The 26,034-nt window shown below is 62.8% G+C and carries 28 protein-coding genes, 1 tRNA gene and 1 pseudogene; 7 read left to right on the top strand and 23 right to left on the bottom strand.

Going from position 1 to position 26,034, the window contains the following annotated elements; translation table 11 throughout:
- The first annotated feature begins 54 nt into the window (after nucleotides 1–54).
- Nucleotides 55–354: a hypothetical protein gene (locus ACZYOF_RS12245; protein WP_282530160.1), complete on the top strand. Its 300-nt coding sequence runs from the start codon at nucleotides 55–57 to the stop codon at nucleotides 352–354.
- A gap of 535 nt (nucleotides 355–889) precedes the next feature.
- On the opposite strand, the gene ACZYOF_RS12250 is transcribed toward ACZYOF_RS12245, so the two are convergent.
- The 5 genes and pseudogenes from ACZYOF_RS12250 to ACZYOF_RS12270 form a co-directional block, all read right to left on the bottom strand.
- The gene (locus tag ACZYOF_RS12250; RefSeq protein ID WP_282530162.1) at nucleotides 890–1,282 is read right to left on the bottom strand and encodes a YciI family protein; all 393 of its coding nucleotides are present in this window, start codon (nucleotides 1,280–1,282) and stop codon (nucleotides 890–892) included.
- A 927-nt stretch (nucleotides 1,283–2,209) separates the two neighbouring features.
- Nucleotides 2,210–2,477, bottom strand: a pseudogene (locus tag ACZYOF_RS12255) (Panacea domain-containing protein); the annotation flags it as partial.
- A 29-nt stretch (nucleotides 2,478–2,506) separates the two neighbouring features.
- Nucleotides 2,507–3,598, bottom strand: a complete 1,092-nt coding sequence (gene darG, locus ACZYOF_RS12260) for a type II toxin-antitoxin system antitoxin DNA ADP-ribosyl glycohydrolase DarG (RefSeq protein WP_463715906.1) — start codon at nucleotides 3,596–3,598, stop codon at nucleotides 2,507–2,509.
- Nucleotide 3,599: 1 nt separating this feature from the next.
- Nucleotides 3,600–4,238 (bottom strand): type II toxin-antitoxin system toxin DNA ADP-ribosyl transferase DarT, encoded by a 639-nt coding sequence (gene darT / locus ACZYOF_RS12265; protein WP_463715907.1) that lies wholly within the window; start codon nucleotides 4,236–4,238, stop codon nucleotides 3,600–3,602.
- A gap of 226 nt (nucleotides 4,239–4,464) precedes the next feature.
- Nucleotides 4,465–4,542 (bottom strand) — tRNA-Pro (locus ACZYOF_RS12270).
- Nucleotides 4,543–4,774: 232 nt separating this feature from the next.
- Here ACZYOF_RS12270 and ACZYOF_RS12275 point away from each other — a divergent pair.
- Nucleotides 4,775–4,993, top strand: a complete 219-nt coding sequence (locus ACZYOF_RS12275; RefSeq protein ID WP_463715908.1) for a DUF6894 family protein — start codon at nucleotides 4,775–4,777, stop codon at nucleotides 4,991–4,993.
- A 17-nt stretch (nucleotides 4,994–5,010) separates the two neighbouring features.
- Here ACZYOF_RS12275 and ACZYOF_RS12280 read toward each other — a convergent pair whose 3' ends face one another.
- The 6 genes from ACZYOF_RS12280 to ACZYOF_RS12305 form a co-directional block, all read right to left on the bottom strand.
- Complete coding sequence (locus ACZYOF_RS12280) at nucleotides 5,011–5,625, bottom strand: MerR family transcriptional regulator (RefSeq protein WP_130583631.1); 615 nt, start codon at nucleotides 5,623–5,625, stop codon at nucleotides 5,011–5,013.
- Nucleotides 5,626–5,763: 138 nt separating this feature from the next.
- Entirely contained in the window at nucleotides 5,764–6,096 is a 333-nt protein-coding gene (locus ACZYOF_RS12285) for an integration host factor subunit alpha (RefSeq protein ID WP_130583630.1), read from the bottom strand.
- A 133-nt stretch (nucleotides 6,097–6,229) separates the two neighbouring features.
- Complete coding sequence (locus tag ACZYOF_RS12290; RefSeq protein WP_130583629.1) at nucleotides 6,230–7,207, bottom strand: beta-ketoacyl-ACP synthase III; 978 nt, start codon at nucleotides 7,205–7,207, stop codon at nucleotides 6,230–6,232.
- Nucleotides 7,204–8,265, bottom strand: coding sequence for a phosphate acyltransferase PlsX (plsX, locus tag ACZYOF_RS12295; protein ID WP_463715909.1), 1,062 nt, complete (start codon nucleotides 8,263–8,265; stop codon nucleotides 7,204–7,206). The genes ACZYOF_RS12290 and plsX overlap by 4 nt, the downstream gene beginning before the upstream one ends.
- Nucleotides 8,266–8,623: 358 nt before the next feature.
- Nucleotides 8,624–9,244 carry a YceD family protein gene (locus ACZYOF_RS12300; RefSeq protein WP_463715910.1) on the bottom strand — a complete coding sequence of 207 codons (621 nt, stop codon included), beginning with the start codon at nucleotides 9,242–9,244 and terminating at the stop codon, nucleotides 8,624–8,626.
- Entirely contained in the window at nucleotides 9,241–9,792 is a 552-nt protein-coding gene (locus ACZYOF_RS12305) for a ubiquinol-cytochrome C chaperone family protein (RefSeq protein ID WP_463715911.1), read from the bottom strand. Before ACZYOF_RS12305 ends, ACZYOF_RS12300 begins: the two co-directional genes overlap by 4 nt.
- Nucleotides 9,793–9,899: 107 nt before the next feature.
- Here ACZYOF_RS12305 and ACZYOF_RS12310 point away from each other — a divergent pair, with 107 nt between their 5' ends.
- Together ACZYOF_RS12310 and ACZYOF_RS12315 are read left to right on the top strand one after the other, a co-directional pair.
- Entirely contained in the window at nucleotides 9,900–10,376 is a 477-nt protein-coding gene (locus ACZYOF_RS12310; protein ID WP_028162881.1) for an outer membrane protein assembly factor BamE, read from the top strand.
- 104 nt (nucleotides 10,377–10,480) lie between these two features.
- Nucleotides 10,481–11,488: a Bug family tripartite tricarboxylate transporter substrate binding protein gene (locus ACZYOF_RS12315; protein WP_463715912.1), complete on the top strand. Its 1,008-nt coding sequence runs from the start codon at nucleotides 10,481–10,483 to the stop codon at nucleotides 11,486–11,488.
- A gap of 169 nt (nucleotides 11,489–11,657) precedes the next feature.
- On the opposite strand, the gene ACZYOF_RS12320 is transcribed toward ACZYOF_RS12315, so the two are convergent.
- The 12 genes from ACZYOF_RS12320 to ACZYOF_RS12375 all read right to left on the bottom strand — a co-directional run bounded on the left by ACZYOF_RS12320 (nucleotide 11,658) and on the right by ACZYOF_RS12375 (nucleotide 23,221).
- Nucleotides 11,658–13,778, bottom strand: a complete 2,121-nt coding sequence (locus ACZYOF_RS12320; protein WP_394568733.1) for a sodium-translocating pyrophosphatase — start codon at nucleotides 13,776–13,778, stop codon at nucleotides 11,658–11,660.
- Between the two features lie 215 nt (nucleotides 13,779–13,993).
- A complete protein-coding gene (gene thiL, locus ACZYOF_RS12325) occupies nucleotides 13,994–14,995 on the bottom strand; it encodes a thiamine-phosphate kinase (protein ID WP_463715913.1) in 1,002 nt (333 codons plus the stop codon).
- Between the two features lie 138 nt (nucleotides 14,996–15,133).
- Entirely contained in the window at nucleotides 15,134–15,628 is a 495-nt protein-coding gene (nusB, locus tag ACZYOF_RS12330; RefSeq protein ID WP_130583507.1) for a transcription antitermination factor NusB, read from the bottom strand.
- Nucleotides 15,629–15,630: 2 nt separating this feature from the next.
- Nucleotides 15,631–16,122 (bottom strand): 6,7-dimethyl-8-ribityllumazine synthase, encoded by a 492-nt coding sequence (ribH, locus tag ACZYOF_RS12335; protein WP_463715914.1) that lies wholly within the window; start codon nucleotides 16,120–16,122, stop codon nucleotides 15,631–15,633.
- 216 nt (nucleotides 16,123–16,338) lie between these two features.
- On the bottom strand, nucleotides 16,339–16,947 hold the full coding sequence (locus tag ACZYOF_RS12340) for a riboflavin synthase (protein ID WP_463715915.1): 609 nt from the start codon (nucleotides 16,945–16,947) through the stop codon (nucleotides 16,339–16,341).
- Nucleotides 16,948–17,069: 122 nt separating this feature from the next.
- Entirely contained in the window at nucleotides 17,070–18,221 is a 1,152-nt protein-coding gene (gene ribD, locus ACZYOF_RS12345) for a bifunctional diaminohydroxyphosphoribosylaminopyrimidine deaminase/5-amino-6-(5-phosphoribosylamino)uracil reductase RibD (RefSeq protein WP_463715916.1), read from the bottom strand.
- Nucleotides 18,218–18,700: a transcriptional regulator NrdR gene (gene nrdR, locus ACZYOF_RS12350; RefSeq protein WP_027580572.1), complete on the bottom strand. Its 483-nt coding sequence runs from the start codon at nucleotides 18,698–18,700 to the stop codon at nucleotides 18,218–18,220. Before nrdR ends, ribD begins: the two co-directional genes overlap by 4 nt.
- Before the next feature lie 11 nt (nucleotides 18,701–18,711).
- Nucleotides 18,712–20,022, bottom strand: coding sequence for a serine hydroxymethyltransferase (gene glyA / locus ACZYOF_RS12355; protein WP_463715917.1), 1,311 nt, complete (start codon nucleotides 20,020–20,022; stop codon nucleotides 18,712–18,714).
- A 1,106-nt stretch (nucleotides 20,023–21,128) separates the two neighbouring features.
- Nucleotides 21,129–21,350, bottom strand: a complete 222-nt coding sequence (locus tag ACZYOF_RS12360) for a hypothetical protein (protein ID WP_130584248.1) — start codon at nucleotides 21,348–21,350, stop codon at nucleotides 21,129–21,131.
- 22 nt (nucleotides 21,351–21,372) lie between these two features.
- Entirely contained in the window at nucleotides 21,373–21,600 is a 228-nt protein-coding gene (locus ACZYOF_RS12365) for a hypothetical protein (RefSeq protein ID WP_282530179.1), read from the bottom strand.
- Between the two features lie 268 nt (nucleotides 21,601–21,868).
- A complete protein-coding gene (gene ldtR / locus ACZYOF_RS12370; RefSeq protein WP_130584250.1) occupies nucleotides 21,869–22,387 on the bottom strand; it encodes a transcriptional regulator LdtR in 519 nt (172 codons plus the stop codon).
- 372 nt (nucleotides 22,388–22,759) lie between these two features.
- The gene (locus tag ACZYOF_RS12375) at nucleotides 22,760–23,221 is read right to left on the bottom strand and encodes a DUF6163 family protein (protein ID WP_463715918.1); all 462 of its coding nucleotides are present in this window, start codon (nucleotides 23,219–23,221) and stop codon (nucleotides 22,760–22,762) included.
- Between the two features lie 171 nt (nucleotides 23,222–23,392).
- Here ACZYOF_RS12375 and hemB point away from each other — a divergent pair, with 171 nt between their 5' ends.
- From hemB to ACZYOF_RS12390, 3 genes are all read left to right on the top strand, one after another.
- Entirely contained in the window at nucleotides 23,393–24,454 is a 1,062-nt protein-coding gene (gene hemB, locus ACZYOF_RS12380) for a porphobilinogen synthase (protein ID WP_463715919.1), read from the top strand.
- 168 nt (nucleotides 24,455–24,622) lie between these two features.
- Nucleotides 24,623–25,168, top strand: a complete 546-nt coding sequence (locus ACZYOF_RS12385; protein WP_463715920.1) for an RDD family protein — start codon at nucleotides 24,623–24,625, stop codon at nucleotides 25,166–25,168.
- A gap of 88 nt (nucleotides 25,169–25,256) precedes the next feature.
- Nucleotides 25,257–26,033 carry an arginyltransferase gene (locus ACZYOF_RS12390; RefSeq protein WP_463715921.1) on the top strand — a complete coding sequence of 259 codons (777 nt, stop codon included), beginning with the start codon at nucleotides 25,257–25,259 and terminating at the stop codon, nucleotides 26,031–26,033.
- Nucleotide 26,034: the final 1 nt, after the last annotated feature.

Genomic DNA, 26,034 nt, shown 5'->3' on the forward strand with positions numbered 1-26,034 from the left:
AATGTCGCTCGATACATGCCTCTTGGACATTTTAAATCACGATGGAGGTAGCCCATGTCGATTGTGCAATTTACTCGTTTCAAAACCGACAAGGCCGACGAAATGGTCCAGATTGCCAAGCGGGCGAAGAAGATTTTTGAAAAACACGGTGCCGAATTTCTTCGGCTGTCCCGTTTCCACACTGGCGTGTGGGCAGGAGAATGGCTGGTTACGACGCGTTACTCCAGTTGGGAAGCTTACGGCAAAGTGCAGGAGGCCGTGGCAAAGGACCCGGAGTTCACGCAGTTGCAGGCCGAGGGAATGAAGATTGCCGAACTACAGGGCCGTAACATCGCTGTCGGCATCGATCTCTAGTCGAGATGCAGCGCAGCGAACGACGTTAAGCGCGGAGGCCGCCGGAGATATGCCGGCGGCCTCTTCAATTTCGATGGATTGCGCTCGTAGTTGCGTTACTCTGCGCTCGGCTCCTTCGCTGCCGCCTCTCCAGCGATCGGGCGTCCCACCCGTCGCCTTTAAGCCTCGCGTGGCGGGAACAATCATGAGCAGGTGCTCGTTATTTGCCGCTGTGGCAAGGAGGCCGAGGCATGAGGATAAAGACCGTCGCTCTCGGAACGGCCCTGGTGCTGTGTAATCTGGGGACGTTCAGTGTTGCAGCCTATGCGCAGGACGCCAGAGTCGTTCGTGAACCACGGGCAAGGGCAATCGTCAGGGTACCCATCGTCAGGGAAACTCCTTACTGGGATTATTATATTGTTCCACGATATCGTTATCGCCCTGAGGACGACCGGGTCGATCCATACGGCCCGCCCGTAGCGCCGGTGATACGCTATGGGAATCAAGAGGTATATATTCCGCGGTGGTACTGAATAGGCGCGTCACTTGAGCCGGCTTAGCAGTCGTTTCGTGTGAGTCCGGATCGCAAATCAGCCATCTCATATAGCGGCCGGATTTCGATCTCGCTCGGTCCCGGCATGGGGTTGGGGCAGCGCTTTACCCAGGCGACCGCCTCGTCCATGTCCTTGACTTCCCAGAGCCAGAAGCCGGCGACGAGCTCGCGGGTCTCGGCGAAAGGCCCGTCGATGACCGTACGGCCGGGGCCATCGAACGCAATACGCTTGCCCTGCGAGGAGGGCTTGAGGCCATCGGCGGCGAGCAAGATGCCGGCCTTACGCAGTTCATCATTGAATCTGCCCATCGCCTCGAGCATCTCAGTCGTCTCGGGCGTGGAGAAAAAGCCCTTCTCGCTGTCGTCGGTCGCCTTCACCAACACCATCACACGCACCGTCTGTCTCCTCATTTGAGCCGGCCTCATCGGCTTGGCATCGAAACGACGAACGGGGTTCTCGGAAATCGACGTCGTCCTGCAAATTTTTCCGACAGCGCGAATGACCGATTCCAGGTCAAATATCGCGATGGTGCGATGGTCCGGATCAAGGCTCTCGGAGACGATGGGCGGGGCAGCCTATTGCATGCGGAATCAGCGGAACGTCGCCAAACTCCAAAGACAAAGGGCGCGACCATCGCGCCCTTTTGATTTTCAATCTCCGGGTCGAGACTACGGGCAAGTATCCCAGAACCCCTGTCTTTGCGTCCAGTCAGTGTAATACCAGCAAAGACCAGGCGCGGGCGGCGCGCCAGCCCACGCCGCGGCGCTGGCTGCTGCGATAAAGCCAAGCGCAGCACCGGCCGCGATTGCGCCGCCGGGACGCCAAGAATAGCGAGGCGGGCGAACCCAAGGTCGATGCACACCAGGTGGACGGTGCGGCGGGCGATGCACGCCGGGTGGACGAGGCCGATGCGCGGGACGATTAGCGCCAGGCGCGCGTGCTCCCGGCGGGCGATGGACACCAGGCCGCGGTCCACGTCGGGCCTGCGCACTAATATCGGTCGCAACTGCCGCGTTTGCCGGAGTTGGAAGCACCGCGAGATCCACCGGCCACACTAATGCTATCGCGGCCAGGAAGCCTGCTCCTACGGGTCGACGAACCATCTGTCCTCCGAGCGTTGGATTGTTGGGTCAAACCCAATCCCAATCACCTTGATGACTTTTGGTTCCGCCTCTGGAACAAGGGCGAGTCTGCGGCGCGCTGACCGAAGCGGCCTTGGAGATCGGAAAGCCGCAAGAGGGGGAGGACAAAGATGACAGGCTCGTGTTTACCAGCCGCTTCGAAGGCGTCGGGATGCTCGCGCGCCACTCAATGAGTCAAGCTGTGCGGACGTTCAACCTCGCAGCCCTGAAGTCGATTGCGGCAGCGCCAGCGCCTTTGAAGGCTTGATAGGCAGCCGGATGAACGGGGCCATACTCCCACGCTTTGAAATAGCCCGACACCAAAGGGGCGCCCTTGCTCGATTAGAAACATCGCGTGCGCGAAATACAGAAGTTTTTGAAGCGCCAGATTGGTCAAGGGCTGACCAATTCGAGCACTCTCATCAAGCATCAGATTCGCGATGCAGCGCGGGTCGTAGACCTCAGTCATCGAAGGCACTTCAATCGAGAAGATATACGCTATTTTCTCGGCGCGGCTATTAGCTCAGCGTCGGCAAGCGATGACAGTGCAATCTCAATTATACGATCTTCGAACAACCTCAACTTCCGCTCGCCTGCCTCCTTTCCTCCCGGCCAACTAGCGAGCCGTTCACGTACCGCGCTTACGCTCGGCTCAACGGCTGCCTCGTTGACAAGCCAATCAACTGTCGAAAGAAGCTCCATTCCGAGCGGAGATTCGAATCCGTCAATCAGCTCAGAGGTCTTCTCAAGGGCCGCACGAAATTCCTTGGCGTCAGGCGAGGTAAGATAAGCTGCTACCTTATCCTTCTTTGAATCGTCGAAATGAATAACGTCAAAGGGAGCAGCGTCGCCCAAGCGCTTGTCGCAGTGCAGGTAGCTGCCATCGAGCCCATTCAAAAGGTGTTTTAGGTTTTCCGAATAAGGCCCAAACTTTCTCGCAGCGAACTGAAACTTCATCTGATTGTCGAGATTCAACTTTATGACGAAGCGCTCAAGGAAGTAGCCAAGTTTCTGTATTTCGAGAAGCGTACAGTCAAACCCGAGGATCGAATATCGCCGAACCAACTCGGCTATGAGCGCACGCGTTGGCGTTAGCTTTTCCACGCCAGTTCTCTTCGCGACGTTTTGATATTTTGCTGTCGGCTCGTAAACGATCACGTCTACGTCGTTTAGCTCGCCGAGAGCGGCTTCGATCTTCGGGCGTACATCTTTCCAGGCTAATCCGCCGTTGCCAGCTCCCAAGGGAGGCAGGGCAATCGATGTGATGCCCTTTTCCTTGATGACACGCTTTAAGTCTTCGAGTCCCTTAGTGATCCATTCTATCTTGGACGGAAAACGCCAATGGGCCTTTGTCGGAAAGTTCACGATCCACTTGGGGCCGAACAATTCACCTCGCCGCTCAGTGACGAACATTTTGCCAATCTGAACTTCCTCCGACCCGCATGCATCTTCGTACGCCTTGAAGTTCTCGGGGAAAGCTTCCTTAAACATCAAAGCGACGCCCTTGCCCATAACGCCAACCGTGTTCACGGTATTGACGAGGGCCTGCGCATCGGCGTCCAACAGATTTCCTTGCGTAAAGCGGATCATGTCAGAGAAACCAGCCGGGGCGAGTGACAATCTGCAACTTTTGACCTTTCGAATCGCACAGCTTCTCAATCTCACTCTTTACTGTGTCGTTGTAACAAGCGATCCCCATCAGCGCGCTCAGCGGCACTTTCTTATGGACCAGAGCTTCCGCCTGATATTTCTCGAATTTATCCATGTCGTCTTTTTTGAAGTTCTTTACCTGCAACACCGGCCAGATGATCCAGCTCAGATTCGCTAGATCGTTCGAGAACTGCGCAAGCTTCAGGTAGGCGTGTCTGTCGGTGAAAACGAACGGAACACCCTTTTCCGTCAGGTAGTGAAGTGACGTAACCAGAAGCACGATGTCCTCGATAGGCTTCTTCTGGATGCCGTTGTATCCGGTCTTGATGTTGTAGAGCATGGGACTGAACGGCGTGAAATAGAACGGCACGTAATCGCCCAGGGTTCCGCCCGGCCCGCACGGTACCGGGTGCGCCTTGCGTTTCGCGATCAGCTCTTGATTGCCGATCTCGACATACTTCGCGGTACCTGCGGCGTTCGCGCATGTACACCCGCCGTCGTTTAAGACCTTCTGGACGTTGCCTTTATGGCAAATCCGGAAAATAAACGCTTTCTCGGGGTTCAGAAGGTCCTTGCGCATCGGTCGACCATACGCCGATGCTGTCGGCGGGCGAAAGACGCGCTTGCCCCGTATTCACAGCGTCATCGTCCGGCCGTATACTCAGCATAGAGAACAAACTACGAACAAGTTAAGATTCGGTCAACAGGCAATTTGGCATTGTGGCGTAATGCCCTTTCCTTCCGGCTGCCTTAAGCTTCTCCCGGCTGAGCCTAGCCGCTGCCAACGCGGCGCGATGTCCGTTTAATGGTCGGAGCGAAAGGATTTGAACCTTCGACCCCTAGTCTCCCAGACTAGTGCGCTAACCGGGCTGCGCCACGCTCCGATGCCGTTCCATTAGCTGCGATCAGGGCTTCGCGCAAGGCGCGATCGGATGGTGCTCGCCAAGCCCGGTCCCTCGCGCGGTTCTCGCAGCAATGGCCGCGGCCAAAACCCGCTCGGTTCGAGCCGGTCAGCCCAGATTGAGGCAGATCAAGCCAAAGTTCCCGTCGGCGCCATAGCCTTGGTGTGCCTTTCCGCCAACCCGCCTGCGCCACAAAAATCAGAGGCAAACTAACGTGCAGACCTTCTATTTCGACCGGAAGGACGGTGTTCCGATCCGCGACCGGATCGGGAAGCAGTTTTCATCGGACGCCGAAGCTATCGAATACAGCAAGACGCTCGCCGCACATTTCCGAAAAGAGGCTCCCGCCGAACCGGACCTCGCGATCGTGGTCGTCAGCGAGTCAGGCCGCGAGATCCATCGCGAGCCGGTGCATCCGGCGGCCACCTCATAGACGGTCCGGCCGCGCGATTACCGGCCTTCGCCGTCCTTCATTGCCGAATCCAGCATCTCCCGGCAACCGATCAGGTCCTGGAGCGCGCGCTGCAGGCGTTCGCGGTCGGCGGCGGGGATGCCGCGGGCGGGTGCGGCTGCCGCCGTGGGCTGGGCGGCCGGGGGTTGCCGCCCCTTGAACGGGGCGAGAATGCCGTCCTCGTCGGGGTCGACGAAGCGGTAGTCGATCTCGATGGCGTTGCCGTCATCAAATTCCTCGTCCTCGGCATCGTTATCGTGGCCGGCGGTCTCCTCCTCCTCGTCGGATTCCCGCAGGCTCTGCCCGATCGCCTCCTCGACGGCGCCAAAGGAGATCGCCGCGCTCTGGTCGGAGATCGCCTGGACCGACTTGATGCCGTGCTCCTTCAGGATCCGCTGCACGCCGCGGATCGTATAGCCCTCGCCATACAGCAGGCGGCGGATGCCCTTGAGCAGGTCGACGTCGTCAGGGCGATAGTAGCGGCGGCCGCCGCTACGCTTCATCGGCTTGATCTGCGCGAACCGCGTCTCCCAGAAACGCAACACGTGCTGGGGGATGTCGAGCTCGTCGGCTACCTCGCTGATGGTACGGAATGCATCGGGCGCCTTTTCCAAATGCCCGCTCCTTCTCCTGGAGTACGATCCGCACAAACGCGCTCGCGACAAACGCTAGGCGTCCGCGCCGAGATCACGCTCAAACAACGATAGCGCGGGATGACGATTCGAAGAAACGCCATCACGCCCAAGAAGGAATTATCCGCTCTTGTCTTCGCCGTTGGTCGAACCGTGGTGGCCGTTGATCCGCTGCTTCAGGATCGCCGACGGCTTGAATACCATCACCCGCCGCGGCGAGATCGGCACTTCGGTGCCGGTCTTCGGGTTGCGTCCGATGCGCTGGCCTTTCTTGCGCACCATGAAGGAGCCGAAGGACGACAGCTTCACCGTTTCGCCCTTTTCCAGGCAATCGGTGATTTCCTTCAAGACGAGTTCGACAAACGCCGAGGATTCCGTGCGCGACAATCCCACCTTCTGGTAGACCGCCTCGCACAAATCGACTCGTGTGACTGTTTTACCGGTTCCGGTCATCGCCTGCCCCGCACTCTCGGCGAACAAAATTTGTCCCCTGAAATTAGAGGGTTAGCAGGCAATGGTCAACAGTGGCGATAATGCAGCAGCCTGCCAAAAATCGTCAGGGATGTGTCTTTTCTGATTGCACGCTTCACCAGCGGACGAGCGCCGAGCCCCAGGTGAAGCCGCCGCCCATCGCTTCGAACAGCACGAGGTCGCCTTTCTTCACGCGTCCATCCTTCACCGCAACGGATAGCGCCAGGGGAATCGATGCCGCCGAAGTGTTGCCGTGGCGATCGACCGTCAGCACCACCTTCTGCGGTGCAATATGAAGCTTGTGCGCCGAAGCATCGATGATCCGCTTGTTGGCCTGATGCGGGATGAACCAGTCGATGTCCTCGGCGCTGGTGCCGGTGGCGTTGAAGGCGTCGACGATCACGTCGGTGATCATGCCGACCGCGTGCTTGAACACCTCGCGGCCCTCCATCCTGAGATGGCCGACCGTCTGCGTCGATCCCGGGCCGCCGTCGACGAACAGCTTCGACTTGTGGCGGCCGTCAGAGCGCAGATGCGTGGTCAGCACGCCGCGGTCGGACGATTTGCCCGGCTGCTCCTGCGCTTCCAGCACCACCGCGCCGGCGCCGTCGCCGAACAGCACGCAGGTGCCGCGGTCGCTCCAGTCGAGGATGCGCGAGAAGGTCTCGGCGCCGATCACCAGCGCCCGCTTGTAGGCGCCGGTGCGCAGGAAATTGTCGGCGGTCGCCAGCGCGAAGACGAAGCCGGAGCACACCGCCTGCAGGTCGAAAGCCGCGCCATGGGTGATGCCGAGCCCGTTCTGCACCGCGACCGCGGTTGCGGGAAACGTATTGTCCGGCGTCGAGGTCGCGAGCACGATCAGGTCGATATCCTCAGCATCGAGGCCGGCGTTCGCCAGCGCCGCACGCGCGGCGTTGATGCCGAGATGGGAGGTGAACTCCCCTTCGGCGGCGATGTGCCGCTCCCTGATGCCGGTGCGCTGCACGATCCACTCGTCTGATGTATCGACGCGGGTCGCCAGCTCGGCATTGGTCAGGACCCGCTCCGGCAGATAAGAGCCGCAGCCGAGCACGACCGATCGTATCGCAGTCACGAGACAGCCTCCTGCGCGGTCTGCGCTGAGGCCAGCGCGCTGCCGTCGCGGTTGAGCATCTGATTGATCTTGGTGAGGAGATCGTAGTGGGCCATCTCATAGCCAACATCGACGGCATAGGCAAAGCCTTCGGCGCTCGTCCCGCCGTGACTTTTTACAACCAAACCCTTCAGACCCAGGAGCACCCCGCCGTTGGACTTGTTGGGGTCCATCTTGTCGCGCAGCGCCCGGAAGGCGCCGCGGGCCAGAAGATAGCCGATCCGCCTGGGCCAGCTCTGGGACAGGGCGTTGCGCAGGAAACCCTCCATCTGCCGCGCGGTGCCCTCGGCCGCCTTCAGCGCGATGTTGCCGGCATATCCCTCCGTGACGACCACATCGGCGACGCCCTTGCCGATGCCGTCGCTCTCGACGAAGCCGATATAATTCAGTTGCGGCAGGTTCATCGCCCGCAACAGCTCCGCGGCCTCGCGGATCTCCTCATGTCCCTTCATCTCTTCGCGGCCGATATTGAGCAGCCCCACGGTCGGCCGCTCCACATTGAACCGCACGCTTGCCATCGCGCTGCCCATCAAGGCCAGCGCCACCAGGTGGTGCGCGTCGCCGCCGATGGTCGCCCCGAGGTCGAGCACGATGGCGTCGCCGCGCACGGTCGGCCAAAGCCCCGTGATCGCCGGGCGGTCGATTCCCGGCAGCATGCGCAGATTGAACCGCGCCATCGCCATCAGCGCACCGGTGTTGCCGGCGGAGATCGCGACATCGGCCTCGCCCTGTTTCACCGCGTCGATCGCAAGCCACATCGAGGACGTCTTGCGGCCGCGCCTGAGCGCCTGACTCGGCTTCTCATCGTTGCTGATCGCGACGTCGGTGTGGATCACGCGCGAGGCCGCCTTCAGGGCCGGATGCGCCGCCAACTCCGGCTCGATCAGCTTGCTGTCGCCAAACAGCAGGAATTCGGTGTCAGGATGCCGGCTCAACGAGATGGCGGCGCCGGGGACGACGACCGATGCGCCGTCATCGCCACCCATGGCGTCAAGCGCGATTCGAACCTTTTTAGGCATGAACGTCCCGGAAACCTGCTCTCGGCGGCCTTGAAGCGGACCAGCCACCCGTTTGAAAGCCACCGCCATCAGCGATGTCTATCGCGGTCAGCGATGTCTGTCGCGGTCAGCGATGTCCATCGCGCAAGCGATGTACGGCCGGAGGCAACGGCGCGCCCGGCTGGGCCGCGACAATAACCTGTCCCCATTCTGACACAACCTCTTCACCATGCTTTGCCGGCCGGCTCAGGGTTGCAGGAACGCGGAGGCGTCGACGGAGGATATTTCAAATTATTCAATATCTTATCTCAGATTTATGAGAACGCAACGGATCGACTTCGCGCGATGGTTCGCTCTCATAATCCACTTTAACCGGAGCCTATTTCCCGTTGGATTTCCCTTTCGGCTTGTTCCCACCGGGGGTTTTTGGCGCGGCTTGCAGCGCTTTCAGCGCTGCAAACGGGTGGTCCTCGGGGTCGGCGGCCTCGACCACCGGCTCGAACACGGCATCCGCCTTGCGCGGATAGGCATCAATCGCGAGGAACAGCGCGTCGGTGGCGAGCCGGCCGAGATCGATCATGCCGTTCTCGATCGGTTCCGGCGGGTCGGGTATCTCAGCTTCGCTGCGTTCGGCCTCCTCGGCCAGCGCGGCCATCTGCGGGATCTGCTCCGGCGGGGCGAAGATCAGGTCGATGTCCTCGTCGATGTCGTTCTCGATCTCCTCGAGCGTCACCACGCAGGTCTGGCCAACCCGGGCGCGCACGGAGCCCACGACATGGAAGCGGCCGCCGCTCTTCGGCGTGACGTCGAACGACGCCTCAGCCGAAAGCACCTCGCGCAGGCTCGCGATATCGGCCAATGCCTGGCGCTGGCGCGGATCGGCCTCGATGTCGCGATGCAGGCCGGTTTCCGGCACCTGCGCCACCGCGACCAGCGCGCGCCAAGGGTCGCGCGAAGGATCGCGCGGAGGAAACGGCCTCTCTGTCTCGGTATCTTTCATTGAGCCGCGCCCACCTGCTCCGGCACTGGAAACTTCCACGATCCGCCCGACAGGGTCGCCGCGTCGAGCTGGTCCAGCACGGCCGCTACCCGCTCGGCATAGGTCGCAAGCTGCCGCGCCTTCTCGATGTCCTTGCCATCAAAGATATTCTTGCAGAATGCGTTTGCCAGCGCCTCATGGCCATCGATGAGCGCAAGGTCGTAGGCCACGGAACGGCCGTAGAAGGCCTCGCCGAACGCCTTCATCCGTTTCGGCACGGTGAGGTCGCCAACCCCCATTTCGCGCAGATTGTCGTCCATGTCCTCGCAGAAGCGGTCGAACAGCGCCTGCGACAGGCCTGATTCGCCCTCCGCTGCCCTCAGGCGCCGCAGCACCAGCCACAAATGCATCAAGAGCAGGTCGAATCGGCCGTTAACCGTGTCTGCGACGGCCAACTGTCGGTAAAACACCGGTTCTCGCGCCTGCGTCACGATCATGCCATAGATGGTCTCAATGGTGCCGCTCGGGAGTAGCCGGGGTTTCTTGAATTGATTGAACGGCCAAAGCATTGTGGGTTCCGCCCGCGGGCCCAAAGCGCCCGCTTCTGTTGCAATCCTCAGCCGTGCCCGGTACGTCAACGCCTCGCGCGACGCAAGGGGACGGATCAGTTCCGCCGATGACCGAAGCCAACAAGACCAGCCCACGCGTGTCCTTCTCACGCGGTGTGCTAGCACGCTGCCGCGCCGCGGCGGCCATCGGCCTCGTCTGCGCGCTGCTTGCCGCCTGCACCGGCGAGCAATTCCAGAAGGGCTACATCCTGCCGCAGGGCGCGCTCGAGCAGATCCCGATCGGCGCGAGCCAGGACCAGGTGCTGATCGTGATGGGCACGCCGTCGACGGTGGCCACGCTGGACGGCGAGGTGTTCTATTACATCTCCCAGCGCACCGAGCGCCCAGTCGCCTTCATGAACCAGCGGGTGGTCGACCAGCGCGTGATCGCCGTTTATTTCGACAAGAACCGCACCGTCCGCCGCATCGCCAATTACGGCCTGCAGGACGGCAAGATCTTCGACTTCGTCAGCCGCACCACGCCGACCTCGGGCCAGGAGCTCAGCTACCTGACGCCGCTGTTCAAGCTCTTGAGCTTCAACTAACCATCGGCCCGCTGCGCCAAGTCGCCGCTTAACTCCTCGCTTGCCGGACCGCCCTGCGGTCCCCTACGCTCCCTGAAAACAAGATCAAATCAGGGAGCGAACACGTGAGCCGAACCTTGCTTTCCCGCCGCCGCCTGCTGACGGGCACCGCCGCCGTCTCGGCCGCCGCCATCCTGCCGCGCGCGAGCTTAGGCGCCGGCGACTGGCGGCCGACCGAGACCGTCCGCCTGATTGTACCGGCCGCCGCCGGCGGCTCGACCGACGTGATGGGCCGCCTGCTCGCGGCGCATCTGCAGACCGCCTGGGGACAGTCGGCAATCGTGGAGAACCGCTCGGGCGCCGGCGGCACCATCGGCACCGCCGAAGTCCTCCGCAACAAGGGCGACGGCCACACCATCCTGATCGGCAATCCCGGGCCGAATGCGATCGCCTATTCGATCTTCAAGAACCTCACCTACCAGAAGGATCAGTTGCAGCCGGTCTCCAACATGATCCGGATCCCGAACATCGTCTCGGCCCATCCCTCGACCGGCATCAAGTCGATCCCCGAGCTGATCGCGTACCTCAAGGCCAATCCGGACAAGCTCACCTATGGCTCGTCCGGGACCGGCCAGAGCCCGCATCTGACCGGCGCCTGGTTCCTGCAGCTCACTGGTCTCAAGATGACCCATGTGCCGTTCCGCGGCGCCGGCCCCGCGCTGCAGGCGGGGCTTGCCGGTGACATCCAGATCCTGTTCGACAATCTCTATCCGTCGCTGCCGCAGGTGCTGGACGGCAAGCTCAACGGGCTCTGCGTCACCACCGCCGAGCGCAGCGATGCCGCGCCAAAACTGCCGACCATGCGCGAGAGCGCGCCGGAGTTATCGAAATTCGAAGTCTCCTCCTGGTTCGGCGTGTTCCTGCCCAAGACCTCGCCTGCCCCGATCGTGGACGAGCTCAACCGCCAGGTGAAGGCGATGCTGGAGCGCGACGACGTCAAGAAGAACATCGCCGGCATGGGCGCCCGCCCCGACCACGGCACGCCGCAGCAATTCACCGATTTCGTCGACGCCGAGACGAAGAAGTTCGCCGCCATCATCGAGAAGGAAGGCCTGCAGATGGAGGTGAAATAACTCCACCGCCGTCATTGCGAGCGAAGCGAAGCAATCCATAGCGCTGCTTGCGGAGGCGTGGATTGCTTCGCTTCGCTCGCAATGACGCGTTGAGAGAGAGCCGCCCGTATCGCCAAACAAAAACCCCGCGGCTGGTGCCGCGGGGTTTTACATTCGCGTCACGCAGCGATCAGTGCGCCAGGATCGCCAGCAGCAGCAGCGCCACGATGTTGGTGATCTTGATCATCGGGTTGACCGCCGGGCCCGCCGTATCCTTGTAGGGATCACCGACGGTATCGCCCGTCACCGCGGACTTGTGAGCATCGGAGCCCTTGCCGCCATAATGGCCGTCCTCGATGTATTTCTTGGCGTTGTCCCAGGCGCCGCCGCCTGAGGTCATGGAGATCGCCACGAACAGGCCGGTGACGATGACGCCGAGCAGCATCGCGCCAACGGCGGAGAACGCCGCCGACTTGCCGGCCGCGCCGCCGCCCGCAATCGCGTAGATCAGGAAGTAGACCACGATCGGCGACAGCACCGGCAGCAGCGACGGGATGATCATCTCCTTGATCGCCGCCTTGGTCAGGAGGTCAACCGCCTTGCCGTAATCCGGCTTGTCGGTGCCCTGCATGATGCCGGGCTTCTCGCGGAACTGGCGCCGCACCTCTTCGACGATCGCGCCGGCCGCGCGGCCGACCGCGGTCATGCCCATCGCACCGAACAGATAGGGCAGCAGGCCGCCGAACAACAGGCCGACCACCACATAGGGGTTGTTGAGCGAGAAGTCCGGATTGACGCCAGCGAAATAGGTATGGTTGGCGGAGTCGCTGATGAAGAATTTGAGGTCCTGGTTATAGGCCGCAAACAGCACCAGCGCACCGAGACCGGCAGAGCCGATCGCATAGCCCTTCGTCACCGCCTTGGTGGTGTTGCCGACCGCGTCCAGCGCGTCGGTCGATTTGCGCACCTCCTTCGGCAACCCCGCCATCTCGGCGATGCCGCCGGCGTTGTCGGTGACCGGACCGAAGGCGTCGAGCGCGACGATCATGCCGGCCAGCGCCAACATGGTCGCAGTCGCGATCGCAATCCCGAACAGGCCAGCCAGGCTGTAGGTGATGAGAATGCCGGCGATGATGACCATGGCCGGCAGCGCGGTCGCCTCCATCGAGATCGCAAGCCCCTGGATCACGTTGGTGCCGTGGCCGGTCACCGAGGCGGCGGCGATCGACTTCACCGGGCGATAGTCGGTGCCGGTATAGTATTCGGTGATCCAGATGATCAGTGCAGTGACGATGAGGCCGACCACGCCGCATTGGAACAGCGACATGCCGGAATAGTCGACGCCCGGCAGCTTGTCGAAGCCGATCAGGGTGTAGATCACGCCGGCGATGCCGATCAGCGACAGGATGCCGGTCGCGATCAGGCCCTTGTAGAGCGCGCCCATGATCGACTGGCTGGCTCCGAGCTTGACGAAGAAGGTGCCTATGATCGAGGTGATGATGCAGACGCCGCCGATCGCGAGCGGCAGCGTCATCATGTCCACCAGGATCGGCGATTTCGCAAAGAAGATCGCCGCCAGCACCATGGTGGCGACCGCGGTCACCGCGTAGGTCTCGAACAGGTCGGCCGCCATGCCGGCGCAGTCGCCGACATTGTCGCCGACATTGTCCGCGATGGTCGCCGGGTTGCGCGGATCGTCCTCGGGGATGCCGGCCTCGACCTTGCCGACCAGGTCGCCGCCCACGTCGGCGCCCTTGGTGAAGATGCCGCCGCCGAGACGGGCGAAGATCGAGATCAGCGAGGCGCCGAAGCCGAGCGCCACCATGGCGTCGATCACGGTGCGGCTATCCGCCGCCAACCCGACGACCTTGGTCAGGTAGGCGAAATAGATGGTGACGCCGAGCAGCGCGAGACCGGCGACCAGGAGGCCGGTGATCGCGCCCGCCTTGAAGGCCAGCTCCAAGCCGCCGGCGAGCGACTTCGTCGCCGCCTGCGCGGTGCGGACGTTGGCGCGGACCGAGACGTTCATGCCGATGAAGCCCGCGGCGCCCGACAGGATCGCACCAATCGCAAAGCCGATCGCGACCAGGGTGCCGAGGAAGTAGGCCAGCAGGATGAAGATCACGACGCCGACGATGCCGATCGTGGTGTACTGGCGCCGCAGATACGCCTGTGCGCCTTCGCGCACCGCCGCGGCGATCTCCTGCATGCGCGGGCTGCCCGCATCAGCGTTCAGAACGGAAGAGGTAGCCCAGATCGCGTAGACAATGGAAAGTACCCCGCAGAGCACGATCAACCATAATGCTGTCATTTGAATTCTGCCTCAGATCCTTGATGTATCCCCACGCCCTTGTTTTTTCCGCGGGATGCGGCAGGCGCTTATTAAGCGGTCCACCCTGCCCAAAAGGGTAGCCACAATCGGCCAAGACCTTGCCAAAATCGCTTTCGCAGCGCAACGCCGCCGGCAATCAAAACGGGACGATTTGGGCAGCTAATTAGTCTGAGGAGCGGCTTTCTCGGCCAATTCTAGAAATGGCTGTAGGACAGCCGCTTGAGGGCCAGCTCCCGGCCCTGTGCGTCGAGGAAGCTGGGGGGTGCGGAGCCTGCGATGATGCCGCCGATCGCAGTCACGGCAACGCCTGTGCGCTTGGCCTCTTGCACGAAGGCCGCCATGCGATCGCCGGGGATCGCGCAGAGGATCTCGTAGTCATCGCCGCCCGAGATCAGGGCCTCGATACCGACGACGTTGCGTGCAACCAGCGCGGCGGCCGGCGACGAGAGTGGAATGCTCTGGACGTCGATCACGGCCGAGACGGCGGAAGCCGCACAGAGCTTTGCGAGATCGCCGGCGAGCCCGTCGGACACATCCATCGCAGCACTGGCGTAGTCGCGCACCGCCTTGGCGAGCGCATTGCGCGGCTGCGGCACGCGGTAGCGGCCGGTCAGCATCTCGCGGGCGGCATCGTCGTTCGCAAGCACTGAGGCAACAGGCCCGGCCTTCAGCAGGTTGAGGCCAAGCGCGGCATCGCCGATCGTGCCGGTGACCACGACGCGGTCCCCTGCCCGCGCGCCTCTACGGTGGATCATCTTGCCCTGCGGCACGCGCCCGAACGCCGTGACCGAGATCATCGCCGGCCCCGGCGTTGAGACCGTGTCGCCGCCGAGCAGCGGACAGCCGAATTGCGCGGCATCCTGGCCAAGCGCCTGCGCGAACGGTTTCAGCCAGGCATCGTCAGCGCCACGCAGCGCCAGCGTCAGCACGAAGCCGGCAGGGACTGCCCCCTTGGCCGCCAGATCGGAGAGATTGACCCGCAGCGCCTTGCGCGCCAGCGTCGCCGGCGGATCCTGGGTGAGGAAATGCACGCCCTCGACGATCGCATCGGTTGTGACGACGATATCATCGCCGCCTGCCCGCAACGCCGCCGCATCGTCATCGAGATTGAAAGCGCCCGGGTCCTTCGCGAGCGGCTTGAAGTATCGCGCGATCAGCGAGTCCTCGCCGGATGGATTGCTCGGTCCGCTTGCCATGCCGCCCGAAGTCTCCTCAGCCGTCCTCGCCCGGCTTGACCGGGCGATCCAGTATTCCGCAGCGCCCGTCGTCAACCACAACCGCCGCCGTTTACTGGATCACCCGCCCTCGCGGATGATGACGGCGGAATGTGTGGGCTAGCTGCGCACGAACTCATCGGCCCGGAACTGCCGGGCGATCTGGTCGAGCACCGCATTCACCATGCCGGTCTCGTCCTTCTCCACAAACGCGTGCGCGACATCGACATATTCGGAGACGACCACGCGGCCCGGCACGTCCTTGCGATGCTCCAGTTCGTAGGAGCCCGCCCGCAGCACCGCGCGCAGGATCGCATCGATCCGCTTCAGCGGCCACCCCTTGGACAGCGCCTCGTCGATCAGCGGATCGAGCCTGGCCTGGTCGCGCACCACACCCGATACCACGTCACGGAAAAACGCCGCTTCCGCCGGCAGATACGTCTCGCCTTCGACCTCGTTGCCGAGCCAGTGGCTCTCGAACTCCGCCAACACGTCGTTCAGTCCGGCGCCGGCGATATCCATCTGGTAGAGCGCCTGCACGGCGGCAAGCCGTGCGGCGCCGCGCCGATTGGCCTTCCTGTCCGCTGGTCTTACCGGCTTCCTGTCGTCCGCCATGGTCAACCCTTCGCCAGCCGACGTTTGATGCGCACCATCGCAAGCGCCGCACGCGCAGCGTCGCCGCCCTTGTTCAGGTCGTTGGCGCGCGCCCGTGCCCAGGCCTGTTCCTCGGTGTTGACGGTGATGATGCCGTTGCCGAGCGGAAACTTCCTGTTCACGGCGAGGTCCATCAGGCCGCGCGACGACTCCATCGACACGATCTCGAAATGGATGGTCTCGCCACGCACCACGCAGCCGAGCGCAACCGCCGCGTCATAGGGCTTGCCGTTCTTCTCCGCAGCATCGATCGCGATCGCGATCGCCGCCGGAATTTCCAGCGCGCCGGGAACCGTGATGACGTCGTAGCCGACGCCAGCGGCCTTCAATTCCGTGACCGCGCCTTCCAGAAGCGCATCCTGAATATCGTCATAGAACCGCGCCTCGACGATCAGCGCACGCGCGCCGGAAATGTCGGTCTGGTCCTTCAGCGGTGCACGCCGTGCGTCTGCCATTCTTCAATCCGTTTCGTCATGCTGATAGTCAATGTCTTGCAATGTTGACTGTCAACGTTGGCGCGCTTGTAGTCGCCATAGAGGTTCTAGCCAAGCCAAAGCTGGCGGTTTCTTGCTCCGTCATGGCCGGGCTCGTCCCGGCCATCCACGATCTTTCTCACCGCAAGCGGACAAGACGTGGATGCCCGGGTCAGGCCCGGGCATGACGGTGATCTGCTACTTCATCTCTGTCAGCCGCGCCGCGTAGCGGGCCATCAGATCCACTTCGATATTGACCTCGCTGCCTGCGCGCCAGCCGCCGATCGTCGTGACCGTGAGAGTATGCGGGATGATCAGCACCGAAAATGTGACGTCATCGACCGTATTCACCGTCAACGACACACCATCCAGCGTGATCGAGCCTTTGACCGCGATGAAACGCGCCAAATCGCGCGTGGTTCGGAGCACGAACCGCGCCATATCAGGCAGATCTTCGCGCGAGACGATGGTAGCGATGCCATCGGCATGGCCTGCCACGATATGGCCGCCGAGTTCGTCGCCGATCTTCAGCGCGCGCTCGAGATTGAGCCGGGTTCCGACGCCCCAGTGCTTCGCCGTGGTCATGCCAAGCGTTTCCGCGGCGGCATCGACGTCGAACCAGGTCCTGCCGCCCTCAACGCCGGAGGCGACCACGGTCAGGCACACGCCATTGCAGGCGATCGAGGCGCCATCGGCGATGGTCGCGCGATCGTAACGGCAGGCGATCCGCAGCCGGTGCAACTGCCCCTGCGCCGTGGGTGTCAGGCTGGTGATCTCGCCGACATCCGTGACTATGCCCGTGAACACATCAAACCCTTTCAGTCGTCGTCATGGCCGGGCTTGACCCGGCCATCCACGTCTTGCTTCGTCGCCAGTGGCCAAGGCGTGGATGCCCGGGTCAAGCCCGGGCATGACGCGCGGACACAGCGCTAGGCGCGATCGTAGATTGTCAAAGTATCTTTTCCGAGCGTTTCGCTAGCACGAACCTTGAAGGCCGGCGACTGCGTGAGGGCGGCGAGCGGCAATGCGTCCAGCGCGGGCACGCCGTCGGCGCCGACCGCCTCCGGCGCGCGCAACAGCCAGGCTTCGTCGACCAGGTCAGCCGCAACGAAGGATGACGCCACCCGCGCCCCGCCCTCGACCATCACTTTCGTGATGCCCTTCTCGGCGAGCGCATGCAGCACCGCGAGCAGATCGAGTCCCGGCGGCGAGACCGTGTCCGCCACCCGGATCACCTGGGCACCGGCGGCACCCAGCTTCATCGCAGCCGGCGCTTCGGCAAGCTCCGAGGTCATCACCCATAACGGCGTTTCGCGCGCCGAATGCACCAGGCGGCTGTCGCCCGGCAGGCGCAGCGCGCGGTCCAGCACCACCCGCACCGGCGAACGCGCCTCCATGCCCGGCAGGCGGCAGGTCAACACCGGATCGTCGGCCAGCGCCGTGCCGATCCCGATCAGGATCGCATCGCTCTGCGCGCGGAGCAGATGCACCCGCAACCGGACCACGTCTCCCGTGATCGCCACCGGGCGGTGGCCGGCAGCGCCGATCTTGTCGTCGGCGGAGACCGCGAGCTTGAGCAGCACATGCGGACGCTTGTCGCGGACACGGCGGAAATGACCGGCATGGTCCCGCGCCGCCTCCTCCGCGCACAGCCCGACATCGACAGCGATGCCCGCCGCGCGCAACCGTGCATGGCCCTGGCCGCCGACATCAGTATTGGGGTCCTCGATCGCCGACACCACGCGCGCGATGCCCGCGGCAATCACCGCGTCGGCGCAGGGTGGCGAGCGGCCGAAATGCGAGCATGGCTCGAGCGTCACATAGAGCGTGGCGCCGCGCGCCGCTTCGCCCGCGCGCCGCAACGCCTCCGGCTCGGCATGCGGCCGGCCGCCTGCTTGCGTCCAGCCACGCCCAACAATGACGCCATCCTTGACCACGACCGCGCCGACCGCCGGATTCGGCCAGGTGCGGCCCTGCCCGCGCCGGCCGAGCGTCAGCGCGAGCTGCATGAACCGCAGATCGGCGGCTTTCGACTGTTTGGCTTCTGCGGCGAGCTTGTCTTCCAGGATGCGGAAGATCATTTGCGGAACTGTGCGATGCGCGGGTCGTCTTCGCTAGTGAGCTCGCCGAGCACCGCCTCGAAATCCTTGGCTTCGCGGAAGTTGCGGTAGACGGAAGCGAAGCGGACATAGGCGACGTCGTCGAGCTGGCGCAGATGCTCCATCACGATCTCGCCGATGGCCTCGGAGGAAACCTCGGCCTCGCCGCTGCTTTCGAGCTCCCGCACGATGGTGGACACCATCTTCTCCAAACGTTCGGTTTCCACCGGCCGCTTGCGCAACGAGATCTGCAGCGAGCGCACCAGCTTGTCGCGGTCGAACGGAACGCGGCGGCCGTTGCGCTTGATCACCGTCAGCTCGCGAAGCTGCACCCGCTCAAATGTCGTGAAGCGGAAATTGCAGGTGATGCAGACGCGCCGCCGCCGGATCACAGCCGAATCCTCGGTCGGACGCGAGTCCTTGACCTGCGTATCCAGACTGTTGCAACTCGGGCAGCGCATCGAACGAGCCTTTACTGATAGATCGGGAAGCGGTCGGTCAGCGCCTTCACGCGTTCCTTGATCGCGGCTTCCACCAGCGGCGCCTTGCCCTCCGGCGACTGCTGCAGCGCGGTCAGGACTTCCGCGATCATGCCGCCGACTTCCTTGAACTCGGCGATGCCGAAGCCGCGCGTGGTCGTCGCGGGCGTGCCGAGCCGCAAACCGGAGGTGACGAACGGGGTCTCGGGATCGAACGGAATGCCGTTCTTGTTGCAGGTGATGGCGGCGCGCACCAACGCCTTCTCCGACACATTGCCCTTCAGCCCCTTCGGCCGGAGGTCGACCAGCATCAGATGGTTGTCGGTGCCGCCGGAGACGATGTCGAGCCCATGGCCGTGCAGCGTTTCCGCCAGCGCCTTGGCATTTTCGACCACGTTCTTGGCGTAGACCTTGAAGTCCGGCCGCAGCGCCTCGCCGAACGCAACCGCCTTGGCCGCGATCACATGCATCAGGGGGCCGCCCTGCAGGCCCGGGAAGATCGCCGAGTTGAGCTTCTTGGTCAGCGTCTCGTCATTCCACAGCATCAGGCCGCCGCGCGGGCCGCGCAGCGACTTGTGCGTCGTCGTGGTGGTGACATGCGCGTGCGGCACCGGCGAAGCATGCACGCCGCCGGCGACGAGGCCCGCGAAATGCGCCATGTCGACCATGAGATAGGCGCCGACACTGTCGGCGATCTCGCGAAAGCGCTTGAAGTCCCAGGCACGTGAATAGGCCGATCCGCCGGCGATGATCAGTCTGGGCTTGACCTGTTCGGCCTGCTTGGCGACCGCATCCATGTCGATGATCTGGTCCTCGCGCCGCACCGTGTAGTGCGCAGCCTTGAACCATTTGCCGGACATGTTGACGGGCGAGCCATGGGTGAGATGGCCGCCGGCGGCGAGGTCGAGGCCCATGAAGGTGTCGCCGGGCTGCAGCAGCGCCAGGAACACCGCCTGGTTCATCTGGCTGCCTGAGTTCGGCTGCACATTGGCGAACTTCGCACCGAACAGTTTCTTGGCGCGCTCGATCGCCAGCGTCTCGGCGACGTCGACCCACTCACAACCGCCATAGTAGCGCGCGCCCGGATAGCCTTCGGCGTATTTGTTGGTCATCACCGAGCCCTGCGCCTCCAGCACAGCGCGGCTGACGATGTTCTCGGAAGCGATCAGCTCGATCTCATGGCGCTGCCGACCCAATTCGCCCTTGATCGCCTCCGCGATTTCAGGATCGGCCTCGACAAGGGTCGCCCTGAAGAAGGAATCAGGCGCGGAACCGGATTTGGCGCTCGGGGAGGAAGAGGTCATCGGCGAAATATCTCCACCGCCGCAAGCCTTTAGAGGATGCGGTCGGTCAAATGTGGGCGGTCGAAGCTGGTCGGTCAGCGTTATCACATCGCCGGGTGCCGGCCAAGCGGTTGCGGTAGGCGAGCGACAATTATGCCAGATATGGTGGGGTCGGCGGGATTTGCCAGTTCCGCAGGTGCCAACCGTTCGCTCACGCCATCCCCGTCATTCCGGGGCGTCCGAAGGACGAGCCCGGAATCCATCGGGCCGGAGGCGCAAACAGCGAGATGGATTCCGGGCTCGATGCTGTCGCATCGCCCCGGAATGACCGAGAGAGAATTTGCAAGCGATTCCAAAGTGATTTGCCACGTCCAGTCATCACGCAAAAAACATTCCGCTTCCGTCGTCGGGCAAATCAGTGATTTAACTCCGCGCGTCTCACGCGAATGAGGGGCGGATCGCGATCGTCACGAACGTTGCGGTGAGATGCGGTGGACGCGATGCGTGCGACTGACGAGCGCGCGCATCACGGACGGCGAAGTCGTGTGGTCCTGGCGCCCCGACGCTGGCGCTAAGTTTTTCGCGCGAACTTTTTTCGCGCGAGAGATGACGGTGGCAAGAAAGCCCGGTCACCGGGGAGAGCGCGAAGTAAGCCGTAACACCATCGCGCAGGGAAAGCCGGAATGCTTCGGTTGAACCTGTGGTCCTACCCCCGTGCTTTTTGTTGCACGGGACCCACGGGTGCAACCGGCACCCGGCTTTCCCTGCGCCCTCTGTTCGATGAGAGGGCGGAAACTGAAGCAAAGCTCGGACGCAACGCGCCGCGAGAATGCGGACGCATATCCTCTCACACACTCCACCGTCATGCTCCGCGAAGGCGGGGGCATCCAGTAACCTGCGGCCTCTCGGCTCAAGCACTGCGGTCTTTGGAATACTGGATAGTCCGGTCAAGCCGGACGATGACAGCGGAGAGCTGTTTGACATTTGAATCATGAAGTCTGCGACGACGCCGTAGGGTGGGCAAACCGAAGCGTGCCCATCATCGCGAGTACAGCACTGGGTGGTGGGCACGGCGCAAGTGCGCCTTTGGCCACCCTACAGAGGATGCGGCGACAACTCGCGCTACACTACAGCCCCGTAAACCCCGCCTTCACATGATCGGTGGAACCGTCGAGCTGGCGCAAATACGTCAATCCGCAGACCGTCAACCGGTGCGGGTCGGTCTCGCCCGCTTCGAACAAGGTGCGGACATATTCCGTCACCTTCGCCCGCGCTTCGTCGCTCGCCGCGGCGGTGCGGTTCGCAAGGAGGTCATAGGTGTGCATGATGCGATCGATCGCGGCTTCCATCACTTTCTCCGATTGGGAATGATCAGATCACGAGCTGTGCTGCTTCGAACTCGGCGATCGCCTTGTTGGCGAGCTTGATCCTGTTGGTTTCGCCGCGCCGGAACATCTGCACGATGATCGTGAGCAATTGCTCGTTGGTGGCATAACTGTCCGGAATGGTGCCGGTCCTGCGCAGATAGTTGGAGGCAATGGCGTAGGCCTCGCCGACCACTTCGACATTCATCGCCCACATTCCGCGCTCGACCAGCATCTCGCTCTCCATAGCCCGAGATAAAGCGCGAGGGCGCAACTGGTTCCCTGTTCCGCGAGACTCTTTTTGCGGTGCCAAAAACAAAGCGCACCGACCGGGCACAGTCGATGCGCTTTGCTGGAGGATGACGGCTCGCCGGTCTTCTATCGGGCCGGCTTGGCCGCTCTGGCGAAGTCTTGGATCTGGCGAAGTCTTGGAGGTGTTGAAGTCTTGGAGGTGTTGAAGTCTTGGAGGTGCGAAGTCTTGGAGGTGCGAAGTCTTGAAGGTGTCAGAGGCGATAGAGGATCTGGTCGGTCCAGAACCGCTCGAGCCGGTGCAGCGACTTGTTCAGCGTCGAGAACTCCTCGTTCGAGATGCCGCCGACCTGCTCCACGGTCTTGACGTGCTTCTGGTAGAGCGCATCGACGATGCGGCGGATCTCCTGGCCCTGCGGCGTGAGGCGAATGCGCACCGAGCGGCGATCGACACGCGAGCGCTGATGATCGAGGAAGCCGAGCTCGACGAGCTTCTTCAGATTGTAGGAGACGTTGGAGCCGAGATAGTAGCCGCGCGTGCGCAGCTCACCCGCGGTCAATTCCTTGTCGCCGATATTGTAGAGCAACAGCGCCTGCACCGAATTGATGTCGGCGCGCCCGCGGCGGTCGAACTCGTCCTTGATGACGTCGAGCAGCCGGCGATGCAGCCGCTCCACCAGCGTAAGGGCTTCGAGATAGAGCGACTGAACCGTCGGCTGGCCGGCGGCGCGATCAGCGGTTTCCACCGCCGTTGAGGCAACGGCTTTGATCATGACACTTCCCCTGTTGTCGTTTTATCGACTTATTCGACGAAACTTGTGTCCCGCCTGATAGGTTCAACTTAAGGGGGCCGTTTGAACATCAGCTTAAATAAGACAATAAAGAGATCATGAATTTAAGACAGTGAATCGCGGATTAAGCCCGTCAATCAAGGACTTTTCGCAACCCTTCATTGACGGTGGAGCGCTCCTGTTCACGCTTCGTCTGCATGCCCTGTCACAATCGGAAACAGCTTCGCTCAAATTCGAAACGACCGCGTAATAGATATGAGGGAACCCTTTACGGTGAGCGAAGGGTTACCGTGAAATTTTCTGAAAATTTTCGCGGCGCCGATCGTGTTTCCTGCACACGCACGTTAATGCGCGCTATGGCGGCCGTTCGCGTGCGGCCATCCAGGCGAGCGCGAGATAGCCGGCGAGCATCAGCGCTTCGAACACCACCACCGTCAGGCTGCCGCCGTAGATGTTCGGAAACATCAATTCGATCACTGCCATCGAGACGACGGTGGTCAGCCACACCACCGCGCCCCAGGGCGTGGCGAGCCACAGCCCGACGGCGGCGACGAGCTCGATGACGGCGAAGTAGATGGTCGCGGTCTGCCAGGCCATCGACTGGTTCTCGAAGGCCTCCTCCTCGGAGCCGACGAATCCCGTCACCTGCGCCCAGTGGTAGAGGCCCTTGGCGATCGAGACCACGGCCATGAGGCGGAGGAAGAAGACGAGCCGCCGGGTCCATACATTCTCGTCCCGCTGGATCCGGTCCGACGACATCGCCGCAACCGATATCGCATTGTCCCGCGATTGGTCGCGCGCGGAGGTGTCAGACATCGCAGAAGCTGTCCGTGGAAGCGAAATGGGTCATCGGCGCAGTCTTGGCCCGCCCGGCCGGCAAAATCAATTGCAGTTGCGGCAGATCAACGGCGCCGTGACGTTACTGGACGAGGATGCTAGAATTAGATCAAATCGAAATCCGTCTGCCGACTTCAGGAGAACAAGCCCATGGCGATCAAATTCGGGCGCCCGATCGAACTGCGCGATGCGCCAAAGCGGCAGACCGCCCTCGCCTCCCCGCCGCTGGATTTGACCATACGGCCCCGCCGCAACCGCAAGGCGGGATGGGCCAGGCGGCTGGTGCGCGAAAACGTGCTGACCACGGACGACCTGATCTGGCCCCTGTTCGTCGTTAACGGCCACAATGTCCGCACCCCGGTCGCCTCGATGCCGGGCGTGGACAGACTAAGTGTCGACCAGGCGGTGCGCGACGCCGAGCGCGCGGCCAAGCTCAATATCCCCTGCATCGCGCTGTTTCCCTACACCGAGCCGTCGCTCCGCGACGAGCAGGGCTCGGAGGCACTCAATCCCGACAATCTCGTCTGCCAGTCGGTGCGTGCGATCAAGAAGGAATTCCCCGACATCGGCGTGCTCTGCGACGTCGCGCTCGATCCCTTCACCAGCCATGGCCATGACGGGCTGATTGAAGACGGCAGGATCCTCAATGACGAGACGGTCGCGGTGCTGGTGAAGCAGGCGCTGGTGCAGGCCGAGGCCGGCTGCGATATCATCGCGCCGTCTGATATGATGGACGGGCGCGTCGGCGCGATCCGCGAGGCGCTCGACGCCGAGGGTTTTGGCGACGTCCAGATCATGGCCTATGCGGCGAAATACGCCTCCGCCTTCTACGGACCGTTCCGCGACGCCATCGGCTCGGCCAAGACGCTGACCGGTGACAAGCGCACCTACCAGATGGACAGCGCCAATTCGGACGAGGCCCTGCGCGAGGTCGAGCTCGATATCGCCGAAGGCGCCGATATGGTGATGGTGAAGCCCGGCATGCCCTATCTCGACATCGTGCGCCGGGTGAAGGACACGTTTGCGATGCCGACCTTCGTCTACCAGGTATCAGGTGAATACGCGATGATCGCGGGCGCCGCGCGCAATGGCTGGATCGACGGCGAGCGCGCGATGATGGAGAGCCTGGTCGGCTTCAAGCGCGCCGGCGCCGACGGCATCCTGACGTATTTTGCACCGCAAGCCGCGGAGAAGCTGAGGGAGCGCGAATAGTGAATGGCGAGTAGCGAATGGAGGTCTCGCTATTCGCAATTCGCCACTCCCTACTCGCCATAGCCTCCGAATCGCCGAATATTTGCGCTTGCTGGGGTTCCGGACCTTGGCACCCGGGCAGCCCGTTCCCATGTGCTGCCCGGGATAGTCCCAGTCGGAGGGGAGATTATGTCTTACGGCGGTTCGGGTAACTACGGTGCCTGGCGTAACGCCGGCGGCGTGCCGCCGCATGCGTTCGATCCGCGATTGGAGCCGGAACTGTTCCGCGGCGTGCTGACCCGGCGGGTATTTGCCTTCCTCATCGACTTGGTTGTGCTTTCGGTCCCCGTCATCCTTGGGTATTTTTTCATTGCCGTCTTCGGCCTGCTCACCCTTGGCCTCGGTTGGGCGCTGTTCTGGCTGGCGTGGCCGGCCACGATCGTCTGGGCGGTCGTCTATTACGGCGCGTCGATCGGCGGTGCCTCTTCGGCGACCGTCGGGATGCGGATGATGGATCTGGAGCTGCGCACCTGGTACGGGGCACCGGGCTATTTCGTGCTCGGCGCCATGCATGCCGTGCTGTTCTGGCTTTCGATCTCCTTCCTCTCGCCGCTTGTGCTGCTATTCGGCCTCTTCAACAGCCGGCGGCGTTTGCTGCACGACATCGTGCTCGGAACCGTTATCATCAACAGCTCGGCCCGCGCTCACGCGGCATCCGCAGCGCACACTTATTGAGCCAGCCAATTGAGCCCAGCAAGGTGATTGACCGCTAGCCTCCGGGGCGCGATGCTGGGGGGCTGTTTCGGAGGCCTGACGACCCGTCGTGACCCAGCATTCGCGTGATACTCCGCAGTTTTACCTGACGGCGCCGTCGCCCTGCCCCTATTTGCCAGGTCGCCATGAGCGCAAGGTGTTCACGCATCTGGTCGGCGACAAAGCGGGCGATCTCAACGATCTGCTCACCCATGGCGGGTTCCGTCGCAGCCAGTCCATCGCCTACCGGCCGGCCTGCGACCAGTGCCGCGCCTGCGTTTCGGTGCGCGTGATCGCCAACGAGTTCCGGCCCTCGCGCAGCTTCCGCAAGGTCATGGCCTGCAATGCCGACTTGGTCGGCGAGCAGCGCTCCGCAGTGCCGACCTCCGAACAATATTCCGTGTTCCGCGCCTATCTCGACCGGCGCCACCGCCACGGCGGCATGGCTGACATGACCGTGCTCGACTACGCGATGATGGTTGAGGACAGCCATGTCGAGACCCGGATCATCGAGTATCGCAAGCGCGGCATCGACAGCGGCATCACCGGTCGCGGCGAGGAACTGATCGCGGTGGCGCTGACGGATGTGCTGAGCGACGGCCTGTCGATGGTCTATTCCTTCTTCGAGCCCTCGTTCGAGAACCGCTCGCTCGGCACCTTCATGATCCTGGATCACATCGCCCGCGCGCGCCGGCTCGGACTGCCCTACGTCTATCTCGGTTATTGGATCGAGGGCTCCAAGAAGATGGACTACAAGGCGCGCTTCCTGCCGCAGCAGCGCCTCGCGCCGAGCGGCTGGCTCCGGGTCGACGCGGCCGGCGACATGGCGTCAGAGCCGCAGGATTGAC

Source organism: Bradyrhizobium sp. LeoA1Lang (assembly GCF_055413685.1).